General features: G+C 38.6%; 17 protein-coding genes. 12 read left to right on the top strand and 5 right to left on the bottom strand.

Translation table 11 applies throughout. The features are described 5' to 3' along the window. The first annotated feature begins 176 nt into the window (after window positions 1-176). From ACSLUF_RS13380 to ACSLUF_RS13360, 5 genes are all read left to right on the top strand, one after another. On the top strand, window positions 177-2,426 hold the full coding sequence (locus ACSLUF_RS13380) for a S9 family peptidase (RefSeq protein ID WP_435625842.1): 2,250 nt from the start codon (window positions 177-179) through the stop codon (window positions 2,424-2,426). Window positions 2,427-2,678: 252 nt separating this feature from the next. After that, a complete protein-coding gene (locus tag ACSLUF_RS13375; RefSeq protein ID WP_435623272.1) occupies window positions 2,679-2,888 on the top strand; it encodes a hypothetical protein in 210 nt (69 codons plus the stop codon). Continuing rightward, window positions 2,885-3,223 (top strand): hypothetical protein, encoded by a 339-nt coding sequence (locus ACSLUF_RS13370; protein ID WP_435623271.1) that lies wholly within the window; start codon window positions 2,885-2,887, stop codon window positions 3,221-3,223. The genes ACSLUF_RS13375 and ACSLUF_RS13370 overlap by 4 nt, the downstream gene beginning before the upstream one ends. A 45-nt stretch (window positions 3,224-3,268) precedes the next feature. Beyond that, a complete protein-coding gene (locus ACSLUF_RS13365; RefSeq protein WP_435623270.1) occupies window positions 3,269-4,327 on the top strand; it encodes a sensor histidine kinase in 1,059 nt (352 codons plus the stop codon). After that, a complete protein-coding gene (locus ACSLUF_RS13360; protein ID WP_435623269.1) occupies window positions 4,324-5,049 on the top strand; it encodes a LytR/AlgR family response regulator transcription factor in 726 nt (241 codons plus the stop codon). The genes ACSLUF_RS13365 and ACSLUF_RS13360 overlap by 4 nt, the downstream gene beginning before the upstream one ends. Before the next feature lie 30 nt (window positions 5,050-5,079). Here the strand turns inward: ACSLUF_RS13360 and ACSLUF_RS13355 are convergent, their stop codons facing one another. The 3 genes from ACSLUF_RS13355 to ACSLUF_RS13345 all read right to left on the bottom strand — a co-directional run bounded on the left by ACSLUF_RS13355 (window position 5,080) and on the right by ACSLUF_RS13345 (window position 6,621). After that, the gene (locus ACSLUF_RS13355) at window positions 5,080-5,454 is read right to left on the bottom strand and encodes a DoxX family membrane protein (RefSeq protein WP_435623268.1); all 375 of its coding nucleotides are present in this window, start codon (window positions 5,452-5,454) and stop codon (window positions 5,080-5,082) included. A gap of 67 nt (window positions 5,455-5,521) precedes the next feature. Next, on the bottom strand, window positions 5,522-6,307 hold the full coding sequence (locus tag ACSLUF_RS13350) for an SDR family oxidoreductase (RefSeq protein WP_435623267.1): 786 nt from the start codon (window positions 6,305-6,307) through the stop codon (window positions 5,522-5,524). Window positions 6,308-6,309: 2 nt separating this feature from the next. Continuing rightward, window positions 6,310-6,621, bottom strand: a complete 312-nt coding sequence (locus ACSLUF_RS13345; RefSeq protein ID WP_435623266.1) for a cupin domain-containing protein — start codon at window positions 6,619-6,621, stop codon at window positions 6,310-6,312. 139 nt (window positions 6,622-6,760) lie between these two features. Between ACSLUF_RS13345 and ACSLUF_RS13340 the strand changes: the two genes are divergently transcribed. Both ACSLUF_RS13340 and ACSLUF_RS13335 read left to right on the top strand, forming a co-directional pair. Next, entirely contained in the window at window positions 6,761-7,636 is an 876-nt protein-coding gene (locus tag ACSLUF_RS13340) for a tetratricopeptide repeat protein (protein WP_435623265.1), read from the top strand. Between the two features lie 64 nt (window positions 7,637-7,700). Continuing rightward, window positions 7,701-9,044 carry a UDP-N-acetylmuramate--L-alanine ligase gene (locus tag ACSLUF_RS13335; RefSeq protein WP_435623264.1) on the top strand — a complete coding sequence of 448 codons (1,344 nt, stop codon included), beginning with the start codon at window positions 7,701-7,703 and terminating at the stop codon, window positions 9,042-9,044. Window positions 9,045-9,082: 38 nt separating this feature from the next. Here ACSLUF_RS13335 and ACSLUF_RS13330 read toward each other — a convergent pair whose 3' ends face one another. Together ACSLUF_RS13330 and ACSLUF_RS13325 are read right to left on the bottom strand one after the other, a co-directional pair. Then, window positions 9,083-10,306 carry a tRNA modification GTPase gene (locus ACSLUF_RS13330; protein WP_435623263.1) on the bottom strand — a complete coding sequence of 408 codons (1,224 nt, stop codon included), beginning with the start codon at window positions 10,304-10,306 and terminating at the stop codon, window positions 9,083-9,085. Window positions 10,307-10,424: 118 nt separating this feature from the next. Next, window positions 10,425-10,949, bottom strand: coding sequence for a DinB family protein (locus ACSLUF_RS13325; RefSeq protein WP_435623262.1), 525 nt, complete (start codon window positions 10,947-10,949; stop codon window positions 10,425-10,427). Window positions 10,950-11,319: 370 nt separating this feature from the next. Here ACSLUF_RS13325 and radC point away from each other — a divergent pair, with 370 nt between their 5' ends. From radC to ACSLUF_RS13300, 5 genes are read left to right on the top strand one after another with little or no spacing between them, the layout of a single operon-like run. Further along, window positions 11,320-12,018 carry a RadC family protein gene (gene radC, locus ACSLUF_RS13320; RefSeq protein WP_435623261.1) on the top strand — a complete coding sequence of 233 codons (699 nt, stop codon included), beginning with the start codon at window positions 11,320-11,322 and terminating at the stop codon, window positions 12,016-12,018. A 2-nt stretch (window positions 12,019-12,020) separates the two neighbouring features. Further along, the gene (locus tag ACSLUF_RS13315) at window positions 12,021-13,316 is read left to right on the top strand and encodes a polysaccharide deacetylase family protein (RefSeq protein ID WP_435623260.1); all 1,296 of its coding nucleotides are present in this window, start codon (window positions 12,021-12,023) and stop codon (window positions 13,314-13,316) included. Then, window positions 13,309-13,995 (top strand): YjjG family noncanonical pyrimidine nucleotidase, encoded by a 687-nt coding sequence (locus ACSLUF_RS13310; protein ID WP_435623259.1) that lies wholly within the window; start codon window positions 13,309-13,311, stop codon window positions 13,993-13,995. Before ACSLUF_RS13315 ends, ACSLUF_RS13310 begins: the two co-directional genes overlap by 8 nt. A gap of 56 nt (window positions 13,996-14,051) precedes the next feature. Beyond that, window positions 14,052-14,606, top strand: coding sequence for a hypothetical protein (locus ACSLUF_RS13305; protein WP_435623258.1), 555 nt, complete (start codon window positions 14,052-14,054; stop codon window positions 14,604-14,606). After that, window positions 14,603-16,063 (top strand): DUF5723 family protein, encoded by a 1,461-nt coding sequence (locus ACSLUF_RS13300; RefSeq protein ID WP_435623257.1) that lies wholly within the window; start codon window positions 14,603-14,605, stop codon window positions 16,061-16,063. The genes ACSLUF_RS13305 and ACSLUF_RS13300 overlap by 4 nt, the downstream gene beginning before the upstream one ends. Window positions 16,064-16,067 lie beyond the last annotated feature (4 nt).

The raw sequence follows: 16,067 nt of genomic DNA, 5'->3' as shown, positions 1-16,067 counted from the left end.
CGATGGTGAACCTCCTCTAATTTTGTTTTAAAAGTTTGTAACAAATATGGACAGACTATAGTCCTATTTGACGAAACACTACTTTTTTAACCCTAAAATTAATATCACTACAAATGAAAACAACACAAAAAACGAAACAGATTTTTGGAATCTTGTCATTTCTGGCGTTCGGACTTATGACTCAGGCTCAGGAAATTACAGGTTCCTGGCATGGTACAATTGAAGTACAGGGAACAGAAATGCCCTTAGTTTTCAACATTTCAGAAGAGGAAGGCACCTTATCTGCTACAATGGACAGCCCATCCCAAGGTGCTACAGGGATTCCTATGGATGAAACCACGTTTGCTGATGACCAACTCACGGTGGTTTTTAAGCAGGCCGGCATTAAATATGTTGGAAAAACTGCTGGTGAAAAAATGGAAGGAACTTTCTTTCAGGGGGGTATGGAATTGCCTTTGAACTTAGAAAAGAAAGAGAAAAAGATTCCAGGTAATCCAACTTTGGTAAGCTCAGAAGATGAGCTTTTATCCTTGGCCTCTCTTGACGAAGGAGATTACCGCTATAAGGTGGAAGACTATTTTGCGCGACCAAAAGCGTCCACTTTTAGATTCTCCCCAGATGGAAAATACATGTCCTATCGTGAAAAAGACGACAATGGGAAACGCCATATCATGGTAAAAGAAATTGCCAGCGGTGAGGTAAAACGTGCCATCGAAGAAAAAGAGGAATTGGTGCGTGGATACGGTTGGATCAGTAACAACAGATTGGTATATGCGATGGATAAGGGAGGTGATGAAAACTATCACATTTATGCCGTTGATTTAGACGGGTCCAATTTAAAAGACCTAACCCCTTTTGATGGTGTACAAGCGCAGTTCACAGAGCTTTTAAAAGAGGATAAAGACCACATTATCGTTTCCATGAACAAAAACAATGCTCAGGTTTTTGAACCTTATAAAGTAAATGTGACTACCGGAGAGTTGAAACAACTATTTTCCAATGAAGACCCGGCCAATCCCATTGTAGGTTACAATTTTGACAAAGATGGGAACCTAAAAGCCTATACCAAAATTCGGGATGGAGTTGAGCAAGACTTGTTTTATGAAGATGGTAATGGAGGCTACACTTTGGTAAAAAGTCTAAACTGGAAAGACAGTTTCTCCATTTTGGATTTTAACTATGCTTCTGATAATCCAAATGATGCTTATATGATATCCAATTTGGATAATGATAAGGCTGAGGTAATACTTTATGACTTGAAGGAAGACAAGATTTTGAAAAAAGTCTTCTCAAATGATAAGTACGATGTGCAAAATCTGGGAATTTCCAGAAAACGTGGTTACGAAATGGACTATTTCCAGTACGAAGGTGAGAAAACGGAGATTGTTCCCGTAAGCGAGTTTTATACCCAATTCCATAACAAAATAGTAAGCCGTTTTCCTGGAAAGCAATATACCATTGCAGATTTCACTGATGAGGAAGACCAGTTTTTGATTTTCCTCCAGAGTGATAAACTCTATGGGGAATACTATTCATACAACCAGAAAACGGACGACTTTACATTCTTGTACAACCTAATGCCGCAATTGAAAGAAGGAGACATGTCCGAGATGCGACCCATCACCTTTACAAGTAGGGATGGACTTACGCTTCACGGTTACATTACTTTGCCCAAGGCGGCACTTGCTGGGGAGAAAGTTCCTTTGATTGTGAATCCACATGGAGGACCGCAAGGTATTCGGGATTCCTGGGGCTTTAATCCCGAGTCTCAATTGTTTGCCAGTCGAGGGTATGCTACGCTTCAGGTAAACTTCAGGATCTCGGGGGGTTATGGTAAGCAGTTTTTGGAATCTGGATTCAAGCAAATCGGGAGAAAAGCCATGGATGATGTAGAAGATGGGGTAAAATATGTAATAGATCAAGGCTGGATTGATGCAGACAAAGTTGCCATTTACGGTGGAAGTCATGGTGGATATGCTGTTTTGCGCGGTTTGACCAAAACTCCGGATTTGTATGCTTGTGGAGTAGACTATGTTGGGGTTTCCAATTTATTCACCTTCATGGAAACCATTCCTCCATACTGGAAGCCTTATCTAAAGATAATCAAGGAAATCTGGTATGATGAGGATGTTCCTGAAGAAAAGAAAATTATGGAGGAAGTGTCACCTGTGTATCAGATTGACAAAATCAAAAAGCCATTATTTGTGGTCCAAGGGGCGAACGACCCACGCGTCAACATTGATGAATCGGACCAAATAGTAAGCGCTTTGAGAGGAAAGGGATACGATGTTCCATATATGGTGAAATATGATGAGGGACACGGTTTTGGGAAGGAAGAGAATCGAATAGAACTCTATAAGGCTATGATGGGCTTTTACGCGAAACATTTAGGCAAGCAGGAAATACCCACACCATTGAAAGACTAATGTCAAGCCTTTCATTAATGAACAAAAAGGAGCCATTTGGCTCCTTTTTTTATGGAGTTGAGGTACATATCTGATAGGTATGCCGTTCAGGCTTTCGATTTTACCACTGGCCATAATTTCATTTCCTAACCCAAGTTTCAGAGGTAGTTTAGTCTTATAAAACGTAAATGACCGAGTTATGATAGCTTTAGCAAAATTATTAATCACCCTTTTGACCTCGCTTTTTCTGATAATCTTTTAAATCACGAAAACATGAAATTAAGAAATGATCAATGGATAGTATTGGGAATGGGTATTGTCGGTGTTCTTATAGCACTTTATTTGAAGGCAACGGATTCTGAATTTGATAAGTTCTTCCCCATTTTTTATGCTGGAATTTCAATGATTTGGATTGCTTTCATCAACGATAGACGTTCATGCAAAGCCAAAAAAGAAAAAAATCAATTAAAAAATAAACTATGAAACGTACAGAAAGAATAGCTGCTCTTACAGCAGCTTTGATATTTACCATTGTTGGATATCTGCAAATTGATCAAGAGCAAAACTTGGTCTTGGCAACACTCACCTTTTTTGCTGCTGCCGTGTTTTTTTATTTATCTGTTGGAAAGAAAGCGATTACTTCTTGTACTTTTTCGGCAATAAACAAAGAATCAAAGAACATGATTGTAGGTAATGGTAAGGGGAGTTTAACAAAAAATCAAGCTGCAAGAGTAGCCCTAGTGACCTTTATGGTCGTTGTGGTTTCTTTTGGTATCGGTTTTGGTACTGGGAAACTCATTTATCATTTCATCCACTAAAGAACTCCTTAAAGTCGAGTATATTTGATATTGAATAGCTAGCAAATGAATATTACCGAGAAAAACCAAAATATCATTTTTTGGGTGCTTCAATTCTTGGGATGGGGATTTATCAATTGCCTCTCCCTTTTCGTCTTGAAAGAAATAAGCATGCACTTTATTGTTTATTCAATAGTATTTGGTATTCTAATTTGCGTAGGTGTTACTTCAATGCTTAGATGGTACCTCAAAAGGAACATTAGCTTTGAATCCTTTGATATTAATGACTTCCTTAAGATAGGAGCAGCTTTTTTGGTTACCTGTATTCTGTATGGAGGCATGCACTTCGCATTTGGATATTTCTATGGGAAATTTGGGCCACAACTCACGGAAGCAGAAATTAAGATTTTCAAAGCGTACGATGTGATTTGGGTTCAAGTGGTGAACGCACTCTTTATGGTTGGGGCATGGCTGGTCACTTATCTGGTTATAAAACTGCTACTTAAATTAAATAGGGATAGGATTGAACGGTTGGAACTAAATACAACTTTAAAACAAGCCCAACTTAATACGCTAAAAGGGCAGATTAATCCTCATTTCATGTTCAATAGTCTGAACAACATTCGCGGTTTAATGCTTGAAGATGTGGATAAATCTCGGGAAATGTTGACAAAACTGTCAGAAATTCTTCGGTACTCCCTAACCAAAAACAACATCAATGCCATACCAGTTGCTGAAGAACTTAACGTGGTGGACAACTATATCGACCTCAGTAAAATCCAGTTTGAAGATCGCCTTGAATTTGTAAAGGATATCGACGAAAGTACCTTGGATTTGGAGATACCCCCTATGGTCATTCAACTTTTGGTGGAGAATGCCGCAAAGCATGGGATTTCCAATTTAAAGAATGGAGGGAGGATTATTTTAAGTATTAAGCTAGAAGGGGAATTGATGGTAATTGAGGTGCGCAATACAGGGAAACTCAAAATAGCCAAAAACACTACGCAACTGGGCCTCAAAAATATCCGACAACGACTAAAATTATTGTATGCCGATAAGGCGTCATTCAATTTGAGTGAAATGGCGGGAGAAGTTGTGGCGAATATTAAAATTCCTTTAGCATGAAGATGAAAGCAGTAATCGTTGAAGATTCTCGCTTGGCACGTCAAGAGCTAAAAGAGTTGCTTAAGGAGCATCAGGATATTGAGTTAGTGGGAGAAGCGGAAAATGTGGATTCTGGCTATGAACTTATTCAAAATTCGAACCCAGACCTCTTGTTTTTAGACATCAACATGCCCGAGAAGGATGGGTTTGAACTATTGGAAATGTTGGATGATGTTCCAATTACCATTTTTACCACGGCTTTTGACGAATATGCGATTAAATCGTTTGAATACAATGCATTGGATTACCTTTTAAAACCCGTCAATTCTAAACGCTTTGCATTGGCCCTTGAAAAAGCTGAAGCAAAACTTAGCGGAAATAAATCGGATGCCCAACAAGGAAATCGGCTTTCCGTGGATAGCCAGATTTTCATCAAGGACGGGGAAGCATGCTGGTTGATTAAAATTGGTGAGATTTCGCATTTCGAAATTGTAGGCAATTACACAAGGGTGTTTTTCCAAGACAAACGACCACTACTTTATAAATCACTTAACCAAATCGAAGAAAAATTACCACTGGATTCCTTTTTCAGAGTAAATCGACAGCAGATAATCAATACCAATTATATTGATAGTGTAGTGCCTTGGTTTAATGGTAAACTAAAGTTGAAAATGCATAATGGAGATGAAGTTGAGGTCTCCAGAAGACAGTCCTACATTTTTAAAGACAAAATGAGTCTATAAAAAAAGACCTCTTAAGAGGTCTTTTTATTTTTAAGCTCGTAACATATCCTTGTATCGGTCTTTATAGCCAATCAATACAATTATATTCAAAACAAGCATTCCGATTGCAGGACCAATATCTGCCGGCGCCAGTGTTGCGTGAAAAAGCACAGCGTTTACCGAAACACTCATTAAAATTACCGCCATTAATGCGCCATATCTGTTCAGTACAAGAGCCAATCCTGCTAAAACTTCAACAAGACCCACTAAATCCAAGGTCTTACTTGAGGAAAGTGCAACGAAATAATCCAATGGGGGACCGGTAAGTTCAAATGGAGGTAAAAACTCAAAGAATTTGTTGACTCCAAAGACCAGCATCATGATTCCAAGAAGCAGTCGAACTACCAAAAAAATTTTCGAATTCATCAGTTTGAATTTTTAGGTTAGATACTAAATGTAGTTATTTTTTAATAACTCCTTAAAAGGTAAGTGTTTACAGGGACTTTAAGAGACCACCATCAATAGGGATATTGGTACCTGAAATGTATCCAGCTTGTTCAGAAGCTAAAAAAGTAACTAAGAACCCATATTCTTCCGGTTTACCAATGCGTTTGGCAGGAACCATAGTTTCCATAGCACTTCGAACTTCCTCTTGGGAAACGCCCATTTTTTCTGCTTTTTTGGCATTAAGCGCTGCAATCCTATCCGTATCAAAATATCCAGTAAGTACGCTGTTAACGGTAATATTATCCTTTCCCACATCAATAGCCAAACTTTTGGCCCAAGTGACCATTGCCGCACGAATGGAATTGGACAAAGCCAAATAGTTTAGGGGTTCTTTTACCGATATGGATGCCACATTGATAATGCGCCCCCATTTTTTGTGTAACATTCCCTTAAGGGCATGTTCCGTGGTCAACACAACCGATTTAAAAAGTAAGTCGAATGCTTTCTGATAATCCTCTACCGATTTTTCAAGTGCCCCACCCGCCTCTGGACCTTGCGTATTGTTAACCAAAATATCTATGGTTTGACTCTCGAAGAATGAGGCTATTTTTTTAGAAAACCCTTTAAAATCAGAAAAATCCACTATTAGATAGTTGTGGTTTTGCCCTTTACTGGTATCCAATTCCTGAACAACCCCCTTTAAGGCCTCCTCATTTCGGGCCATAAGGGTAACACTGGCTCCGCTAGAGGCCAATTGCACAGCAATAGCCCTTCCGATGCCTTTGCTACTGCCTCCTACTAAGGCGTTTTTGCCAACTAGAGAAATGTTCATACTTACTTGTATTCCGCTCGTACTGGGTTAAAGATGTCCATCAATTTGCAAGGGGTCAAGGCTTTGCCGCTGTGTGGAACATTTGATGGGATAATCACCACATCACCCGCTTTATAGGTGGCAGTTTCTCCATCAAGGGTAAATTCGAAATCCCCAGAAACCACATGCATAATTTGCTCATTGATATGGTGATGCTCTGGAACTTCAGCCCCTTTTTCCACATCCCAAAAAACCCAAGTCATACTCTCAGAATGCACCAGTTTCCCATGATATCCGGGCATTATTTCCTTTGAAGGAATTTCAGATAAATTCATTTATGATTTCATTTTTAATAAGGCTAAAAATACTGAAATAGGCTCTTCATAGCAACTAGGTATCCTTATCTAAAAATTAACAGTATTTCACTTAAGGAAACTGAATTCCTATCGACCTTACTGATGTTGGAACGACCATATGAAACCCACACTACTTCTTCTTTTATTTAGTATCGCCCCAATTTTTGGACAACAGTCTCGGATGGATAAGGCTTCGGATTTATTTGCCGGAAAGCAGTACAATAAGGCAAAAGTTATTTTACAGGAAGAGGTCAGGAATAATAGGTCCCCAAAAGCTAAAGAACTTTTGGCCGATACCTATGGGAATCTTCGAGAATGGAATCAGGCCATAGCGTTGTACGAGGAATTGGTTACACAATTTCCTACTGACGCCGAATTGCAGTTTAAATATGGTGGAGTCTTAGCTAGAAAAGCGGAAAGTGGGAGTAGGGTGAAAGCACTGATGTTGGTTGGTAAAATCAAAAAAAGCTTTCTAAAATCAGCAAAACTGAATCCAAAACATATTGAGGTAAGATGGGGTTTAATAGAATTTTATACAACAGTACCTGCTATATTGGGAGGTAGCAAGGCGAAGGCGTATTCCTGTGCTGAAGAACTTTTACAAATATCTCCGATAGAGGGCTATTTTGCGCTGGCCTACCTCTATGGTTTAGATGATAAACCTAAAAAGGCTGAAGAAAGTCTAAGAAAGACCATACCCTACTTTAAAAACCTGAAGTTTGTTCAACGAAATCAGTTAAATTATCTGATTGGCAAAGTATGCAGCGATTTTAGGGTTGATTTGGAGAATGGGATTGCAAAGATGAAAGCGTATATTCAAAATTATGGAGTACGGGATGGGGTACCCATTTCCCAAGCATATTATCAAATGGCCAAACTATATCGTTTAAAAGGGAATCGTGAAGCCGCCAGTATTTGGATAAGGAAAGCACTTCGGTCCGACTCAGATTTTAAACTGGCGTTGGAAGAGCGAAAAATTATCGATATGCTCTAAAGACGAGAGAAACTTCGGAATATTTTTTTTCGCAATACCTATCTTTGGCTGGAAATTTTAGAATATGAAAATTCATTTCATTGCCATAGGGGGAAGTGCCATGCACAATTTGGCTCTGGCTTTAGCTGATAAAGGATATGAAGTTACGGGAAGTGATGATGTAATTTTTGAACCATCGAAAAGTCGATTGGCCTCAAAAGGGATTTTGCCTGCTGATTTTGGATGGTTCCCTGATAAAATTCACGATGATTTGGATGCGGTGATTTTGGGAATGCATGCGAAGGCGGATAACCCAGAATTGCGCAAAGCTCAGGAACTAGGCGTGTCCATATATTCTTATCCGGAATTTTTATACGAACAATCCAAAAACAAGACCCGAGTGGTCATTGGAGGTAGCCATGGAAAGACCACAATCACATCAATGATTCTACATGTGCTTCAATATTGTGATATTGATGTGGACTATATGGTGGGGGCTCAACTGGAAGGTTTCGATCGAATGGTCCACTTAACTACGGACAATGATTTTATCGTGCTTGAAGGGGATGAATATCTTTCATCTGCACTTGACCGAAGACCCAAATTTCACCTATACAAACCCAATATTGCGCTCTTGAGTGGCATTGCATGGGACCATATCAATGTATTCCCCACTTTTGAGGGATATGTGGAACAGTTTAGGATTTTTGTCGATGAAATTGTGAAAGGAGGGAGCATTACCTACAATATTGAGGATCAAACTTTAAAAGAAGTTGTTGAATCTTCTGAAAACACCATACGTAAGTTTCCTTATGAAACTCCGATTTACAGTATAGAAAACGGGCATACTTTACTAGATACTCCAGAAGGTGGGATGCCCATTGAAATCTTTGGGAAACACAATTTGAACAATTTGGCAGGTGCCAAATGGATTTGTCAGCAAATGGGAGTTGATGAAGCAGATTTCTATGAAGCGATTGCTTCATTTAAAGGGGCTTCAAAGCGCATGGAAAAGATTGCGGAAAGAAATTCCACAGTGATATTTAAGGATTTTGCCCATTCTCCGAGTAAAGTTAAAGCCACTACAGCTGCGGTAAAGGAGCAATACCCTACTCGTAGACTACTGGCCTGTTTGGAACTCCATACCTACAGCAGCTTAAATGCAGAGTTTTTGCAAGAGTATGAAGGGGCCTTGGATAAAGCGGATACGGCTGTTGTTTTTTATTCTCCACATGCTGTAAAAATCAAGGGCTTGGATGAGATTTCCGAATCTCAAATTAGAGAAGCCTTCAAAAACCCAAATCTCGAAGTATATACTGAACCAGGTCCGTTCCAGGAATTCCTTTTTGGAGAAAATCTTGATAACACTGCTGTCTTATTGATGAGTTCCGGAAATTATGGGGGATTGGATTTTGAAAAGCTAAAATAACATCCGTATCCATAGCCTGATTTCTCAAAGGATAATCATTAAAAAACAGAATATCCCAATATTATTGATAAGGTATTAAGGTTAGCTTGTCGTTGAAGTTGTTCACCTATAACGTCTCTAGAAGTAAAATACCTAATTTCCAAACTATACCTGTCCTTAAGTTTATACCCCAATCCCAAAGCAATATTGTTGGAAGTTGTAACATCGATAGATTGAAAAGTGGAATTATCTTCCCGGATAAATTCTATGGACGAACTAGAAGTAAAATCAAAGAGTAGGGATGCATTGATAAAAATTTTGGAACTGTTGTTCAAGAAAAAATAATGCCTTACACCTATAGGTAGTTCTATTGAGGTATAGTCAATTTCTGATTGGATTGTTTCTACAAGAACATTTAATTCTAATTCCGTTGTGCCTTGAGATTTAAAACTTTGATACGTTGGTTCAACCAACAAGGCCCATTTCCCCTTGTTAAAAGGTAAAATGAATTCAGCTTCGATACCAAATGAAAAAGATGACTGGTCGTCAAAATCAAAATTCGTTAGCTGTCCAGAACTGTCCTCAAAGGATAAGCTGGATAAATTAAGTCTTGGTCTTAACGATAAGTTGAAAAAGTCTCTTTTCCCATTCTCTTGATAACTGAAAAAGTTAGCACCTTCACAGCTATTATATTTTATAAAGAAGTTGGTAAGGCTTCTTTTGGTATAGTCTAGATTGAGCACATCATTGGTCTTAATTGTTGAGCAGGCCAAATTTTGGAGTAGCTGTTGTCTAAACCTATTGTTCTTACCAATACGATTATCGGTAGTTCGATAACTTTTGAATATCAACTGCTCTACTTCAGAATCGTCAGTATTATAAAAGTATTTTGTAAGGTTACCATCCACGTATTCGTAAAGATTTGCTTTACCCTCACCTAATACCTTTAGGAAAAGTTCTTCGTTACTGAATTTTGGATTTTGATCGTAGCTTAATTTACTAATTTGTTCAGAGGACCTATCAATGTCCACTAAATGTCTTTCATATTTGGAAGTGTTATCTATACTAAATTCCTTTATAGATTTTATATTGGCTATTTTGGATTCGCTGTTTAAATCCAGTTTATATTCAAACTCTGTTGGGTTGTTTCTCCAATCAATGTTCCTGATGAAACAATCAACTTTTTGGTTGTTGTTATTAATAAAATAGCCCTTTTCAAAAGAAATTTGTGCATTAGACTTAAGACAAAAAAAGACAATACAAACAAAAAGTAGTTTTTTCATAAATAAGGTTGATTATAACGTTAAAAGAATTACGGAATTTGCTTCCACAGTAGGTAATAAATTACAATTAAAGAAATAAAAATTTTCTTAATTCTCCTAAAATAAACAATGACAAGTTTTATTGTTTTAAGATGCCCAGATAGTCCACCCAAGGACCTACTTCATCGGTGTATTGTTTTGCCATCACCCGGACAATTTGAGAAATATGACCCAGGTCATGCACTACCCATGTGGACAATAATTGTTTTAAAGTTACCACCCCAAATTCTGGGTGAACCCCTATTTTTTGAAGCTGACTTTCGTTCAGATCTAATGATTTTAGTATTCTTAGGTTAGCTTCCCTCAATTGCCTAAACTCTTCTAAAAGGGATTCAATAGGTTTGTTTTGGTCTTCTTGGGATTGGGCAAATCGGTCAAAGGGTTCAAAATCCTTGTTTTTGGAATTAGATAGAATAATTTGGGCTCTGGGGATCCAATCTGTTTTTTCTCCATGGATTAAATGTCCGACAACCTCGTAAGGACTCCAGGTATTTGGTCCCTCGTTATTTTTAATCCAACCATCTGGCAGCCCCTCCAGTAACTGAATCAGAATCGTAGGGGTACGACTTAAAATTTCCAACGATTCCTCTCCATTATAAAGCATGTGGTATCTAATTCAGTTTATATTCAGAGTTTGGTATTTCTAGAAATTTCCTCTTTCTAGACAACACTTCGGCTCTATATAAAATTACCATTTTAAGATAAGATTTAGGTGGATGCTCCTGCAATTTTATCTAAGATAGGGGACAAAATTTGGTACCGCAATCGATATAAAAACTGGGAAAAAAAGGGGGAAAGCGAGTTTATCGAAGCAGAGTAAACGGTTGTAAACATTTAAAAACGAATACAAGCATTTTATTTTTCCGTAGGTATACGTATTTATTTGATTTTAAGTTAGTTAAGTTGCGCCTGAACATTTTGGATAAAACTGTTTTTATGCAATACTATATCTTCGAAACTCCTATATTTAGTTCATGCATGGAGAGATAAAGACATTATCCATAAAAAATTGGGCAAATGATGACAAACCCAGAGAAAAATTGGCCCAAAAAGGACGCTCAGTTCTCTCAGATGCAGAGCTTCTTGCTATTCTGATAGGTTCCGGCAATCGCCAGGAAAGTGCTGTTCAGCTTTCCCAGAGGATTCTTTCAACTGTGGATTATAGCTTAAATGAATTGGGTAAACTCTCGATTAGTCAGTTAAAAAAATTTAAGGGTATAGGTGAGGCGAAGGCTATTACCATTGCGGCAGCTTTGGAAGTGGGCAGGCGTAGACGCGGACAAGAAGGACCAAGAATCGAAAAAATAGGGGGAAGCGGAGATGCCTTCATGCTAATGTATCCTTTGATTGGTGAGTTGGAACATGAAGAATTTTGGGTACTGTATTTAAATAATTCCAATAAAGTTGTTCATAAGTCCCAATTGAGCAAGGGCGGTATTACGGGAACTTTAGTAGATGTTCGTCTGGTAATGAAGAAAGCTTTGGAACTGGGCGCAGTGGCCATTATCTTAGCGCACAATCACCCCTCAGGAAGTATAAAACCCAGTATTTCCGATAAACAAATAACTAAAAAACTTAAGATTGCGGCAGAAGCTCTCGATTTAAAGGTCTTGGACCATCTAATTTTGGCACAACACCAGTATCTTAGCTTTGCAGATAAAGGAATACTCTGAATATGTTGCTCATATACTCTCACCAAATTACCAACCGACTTGCCTATGTGACCAAGCAGATTTTTGGAGGGATTTTGGGAGTGGATACCGCAATGACCACAAAGATTGAGGATTTTATTAAACACTCCGGACCCAAAATCACTTACACCAAGCAACCCTTACAGAATGAGTTTTTTATTCGAAGCAACGACCTGCTTTTTGAACAAGGAATCAACGATTTGGATATTCTGGTATCGGATTGGGAGGGCGTGCCTTGCTTTTTCGCTACAGACGAGAAAAGCGCAATTCCATACGATATTTTTTCCGCAAGCTTTTTTCTCCTCAGTCGGTATGAAGAATACTTACCCCATGTAAAAGATAGTGTTGGACGTTATCCAGCCAAAGAAAGCTTGGCATTTCGCAGCAATTTTTTGGAATTGCCCGTTGTGGACCTATGGGCCCATAAGCTGTTTTCATTGCTTAAAGACCGCTTCCCTCAAATACAATCCAAAAGGAAGAAGTATACTTTCACAAGTATTGTAAATGTAACAGCCTCGCACTGCTATGCCCACAGAGGCTTAATGAGAACATTAGGAGGGTATTTATTGGACTTTAGCAAGCTAAGGTTCAGGCGTATGGCCAAAAGGACTGCAGTTCTATTTCGTCTCTCCAAGGACCCATATGACAATTTTCAGCGGTTGGTTGAAATTCATAAGAAATACAAGGTGAAGAGCATGTTCTTCTTTCAGTTCGCTGAGTATTCTGCACACGATAAGAATATCTCGCCGAATAATAACAGGTTTAAATATTTAATTAAATCTATTGCCGACTATAGCATAGTATCCCTTAGTACTTCATTTTTATCCTCAACGGATAAAATGGTTTTAAAAGAGGAAAAAAGGGGATTGGGCAATTTGATACACCGACCTATAAAGTATGCAAGACTTCGCTATAATCGAGTCAATGTGCCAGTAACCTATAGAACCCTTATTGAATCAGAATTTACCAATGATTTTTCTATGGGATATACACATCAGATTGGCTTTAGGGCAGGAACTTGTACTCCTTTTCACTTTTATGATATAAGTCTTGAATCGAAACAACCTTTGCGAGTCCATCCCTTTGCCATCCACGATTATGCGCTGCTTAATTACAAAAATTCCAATGAGGTTTTTGATAAAACAGATACATTATTCAGAAGTCTAAAAAAAGTAAATGGAGAGTTTGTAGTCATTTTTTCAAACGAATTACTGGGCGGCAAACATAAGATGCCATGGATTTCACTGTATGAAAACTTAATAAAGCGCTATCATGTTTAAGGGTATTAGCGATATTTTCTTTGACCTGGACCATACCCTGTGGGATTTTGAGAAAAACTCGGCCTTAACCTTCCACAAAATACTGGTCGAAAATGAAATAGAGGTCGATGTCCCGGCCTTTTTGGAGGTATATCGCCCAATAAACCTATCCTATTGGAAAGTGTATCGTGAAAATAGAATAGGTAAGGAAGACTTGCGCTATAGACGATTAAAAGAAACTTTTGACGCCTTGGATTATGAGATTTCGGACAAAATGATTGATACCCTCTCCGAAAGTTATATTTCATATTTATCCACTTTTGGAAACCTGATACCCCATGCAAGAACGGTTCTTGAATATTTGGCCCCAAACTATAATCTTCATATCATAACCAATGGGTTCCAGGAAACACAAAAAAGCAAAATGGTAAATTCCAATATCGAGCATTTTTTCAATGAAATAATTGACTCAGAAACCGCAGGGGTAAAGAAACCGCATCCACATATCTTTGAGTTGGCTTTGGACCGTGCGAGGACTTCGGCGAAAATGGCTTTGATGATTGGGGATAACCTTGAAGCTGACATAAAGGGAGCTCAAGCCATCGGGATGCATACCCTTCATTTCAATTTCCACCAAGAACCTGAGCATCAATTATGTAGAATCATTAACAATTTGGACGAAATAAAAAGCTTTTTATAGAGTTATTATAGGGTAATAGCATAACCTATCTGTTTCCTAATAAAAGAAGCGCAATTATGCAGCCCAAGTTTTCCATTTGTTTTACACTGGTGATCGGTCTGTTTCTGTTTATTTCCTGTTCTGAGGAACAAGATTTCGATCAGTTCGATGACCTAACCATTACTCCGGCAGTGGCCTCAAGTATTTTTTCATTTGAAGCTGATGAGGATTTCATAAACTCTATTACCACTATCGGCACCTTTTATACAGAGACCTTTGTGTTTGAGGCTTTCAATGAACAGTTTGTCGCCGAAAGATTAATAGAGGGAACCATTACCTACAATTTTGAAAACACAACCAGCAAGCCGGTTAATGTAATTGTTGAGTTTTTGGACGAAGGGGGCAATGTGTTGGACTTTGAAAATTTCGATATCGCGGCTGGACCCAATGAAACTTCAACTAGAAATGTGGCATATGGTCCAAATGGAAAGCCCCTTGACATATTAATAAATACAGGTAATATAAGGGTAACAGGAAGAAATTTAGGGGATAATGTTAGTGTTTCACCTGAACCCGATGCAAGACTGACTATGCAATCCGCTGCTGAATTTTTATTCCAATTGGTAGAATGAAGTGGATTAAGGGTCTGGCATTTACTTCCATTATTGGGATAGGTCTATTGAATGCCCAAAACAAACAGTTGCTTTACGATTTCTATGAGATACCCCAATCCTTGATGGTCAATCCAGGGGTAAAGGCCAATGAGAAATGGCATGTAGGTATTCCCGCATTGTCAGGAATATCCTTTCAGGGAGCCTCAAGCGGAGTAACGGTTAATGACCTATTCGCCAATGATGGCATAGATTTTAATGTAAAAGTACGGGAGCGTGTCATTAATGCTTTGAGCAGACGGGATGATTTTAGCACGACAAGCCAAATAGAGATTTTTAGTGTGGGTTTCAGAGGGAGGAACAGACCTGACGACTATTATAGTTTTGGGATGTATGGAGAAACTGATGTCATTGTATATTGGCCAAGAGACCTCGCTATTCTTGCTTTTGAAGGCAATGGAGGAGCCAACATAGGTAGAAGCTTTGACTTAGGACATCTCAATGTTCGGGGAGAAATGGTGAATGTACTTCATTTTGGCATTAACCGAAAAGTTAATTCGGAGCTGACTGTAGGACTTCGCGCTAAGTTATATTCCGGTATTTTTAACTTCAGGTCTACCAACAATACAGGTACTTTTCGAACAAGTCCAGGGCAACAAAATATTTTGGAAAACTCAATAGACGCCGATTTACAGCTTCAGACTGCGGGAGTGGACGAGTTTTTGGATATTATTGACCAGGGTTCTGGCACTAGGACTCGGGATATTCAAAACCTTTTTACTAGAAGGGCTCTTTTTGGGGGTAATCTAGGATTAGGATTTGATGCTGGCTTCACCTATCAATTAAACCCTCAAACTACCATTACCGGGAGTATTTTGGATGTTGGATTCATCTTCAATTCCAAGGATATTCGGAACTTCACCCTGGAAGGAAGTGCATCAAACGAAGGCATCAATGTCTTCTTGCCTGAGGACGTTGACAACTTAGGAACTGATTTATGGCAGGAATTGATAGACGAGATTGAGGCTGCGATTCCCTTTGAAGAGAATACCAATGGATATATTTCGTTTAGACCAGTAAAAGTGTATGGATCCATTCGATACGATTTTGGCGAAGGAGCTTCCAAAACTTCCAGTATTGACTGTGGTTGCGCCATTAATGTCTTTGACGGCAATACCGAACAATATTATCGAAATAGTATAGGAGCACAATTATTTCTTCAGAAAAGACCCTTGGGAATTCAACCTGCCCTTACGGGTTTTTATCAGCGCAGACTGGGTAGGTCTTTGTCTTTAAAGGCAGCTTATACTATGGATAAGTACTCTTTTTCCAATGTTGGATTAGGGTTGAATCTTCAAGCGGGTCCAGTTAATTTTTATATACTCGGGGATAATCTTCTTGCGTATAGAAATATAGCGGATAGTCAATATGCGTCCTTTCAATTTGGATTTAATATCATATCTTGGAACGGTAATTGATTAC

It is taken from the genome of Flagellimonas sp., from assembly GCF_965601775.1.
Classification (GTDB): domain Bacteria; phylum Bacteroidota; class Bacteroidia; order Flavobacteriales; family Flavobacteriaceae; genus Flagellimonas.
This window is presented reverse-complemented; position numbering and strand designations above follow the sequence as displayed.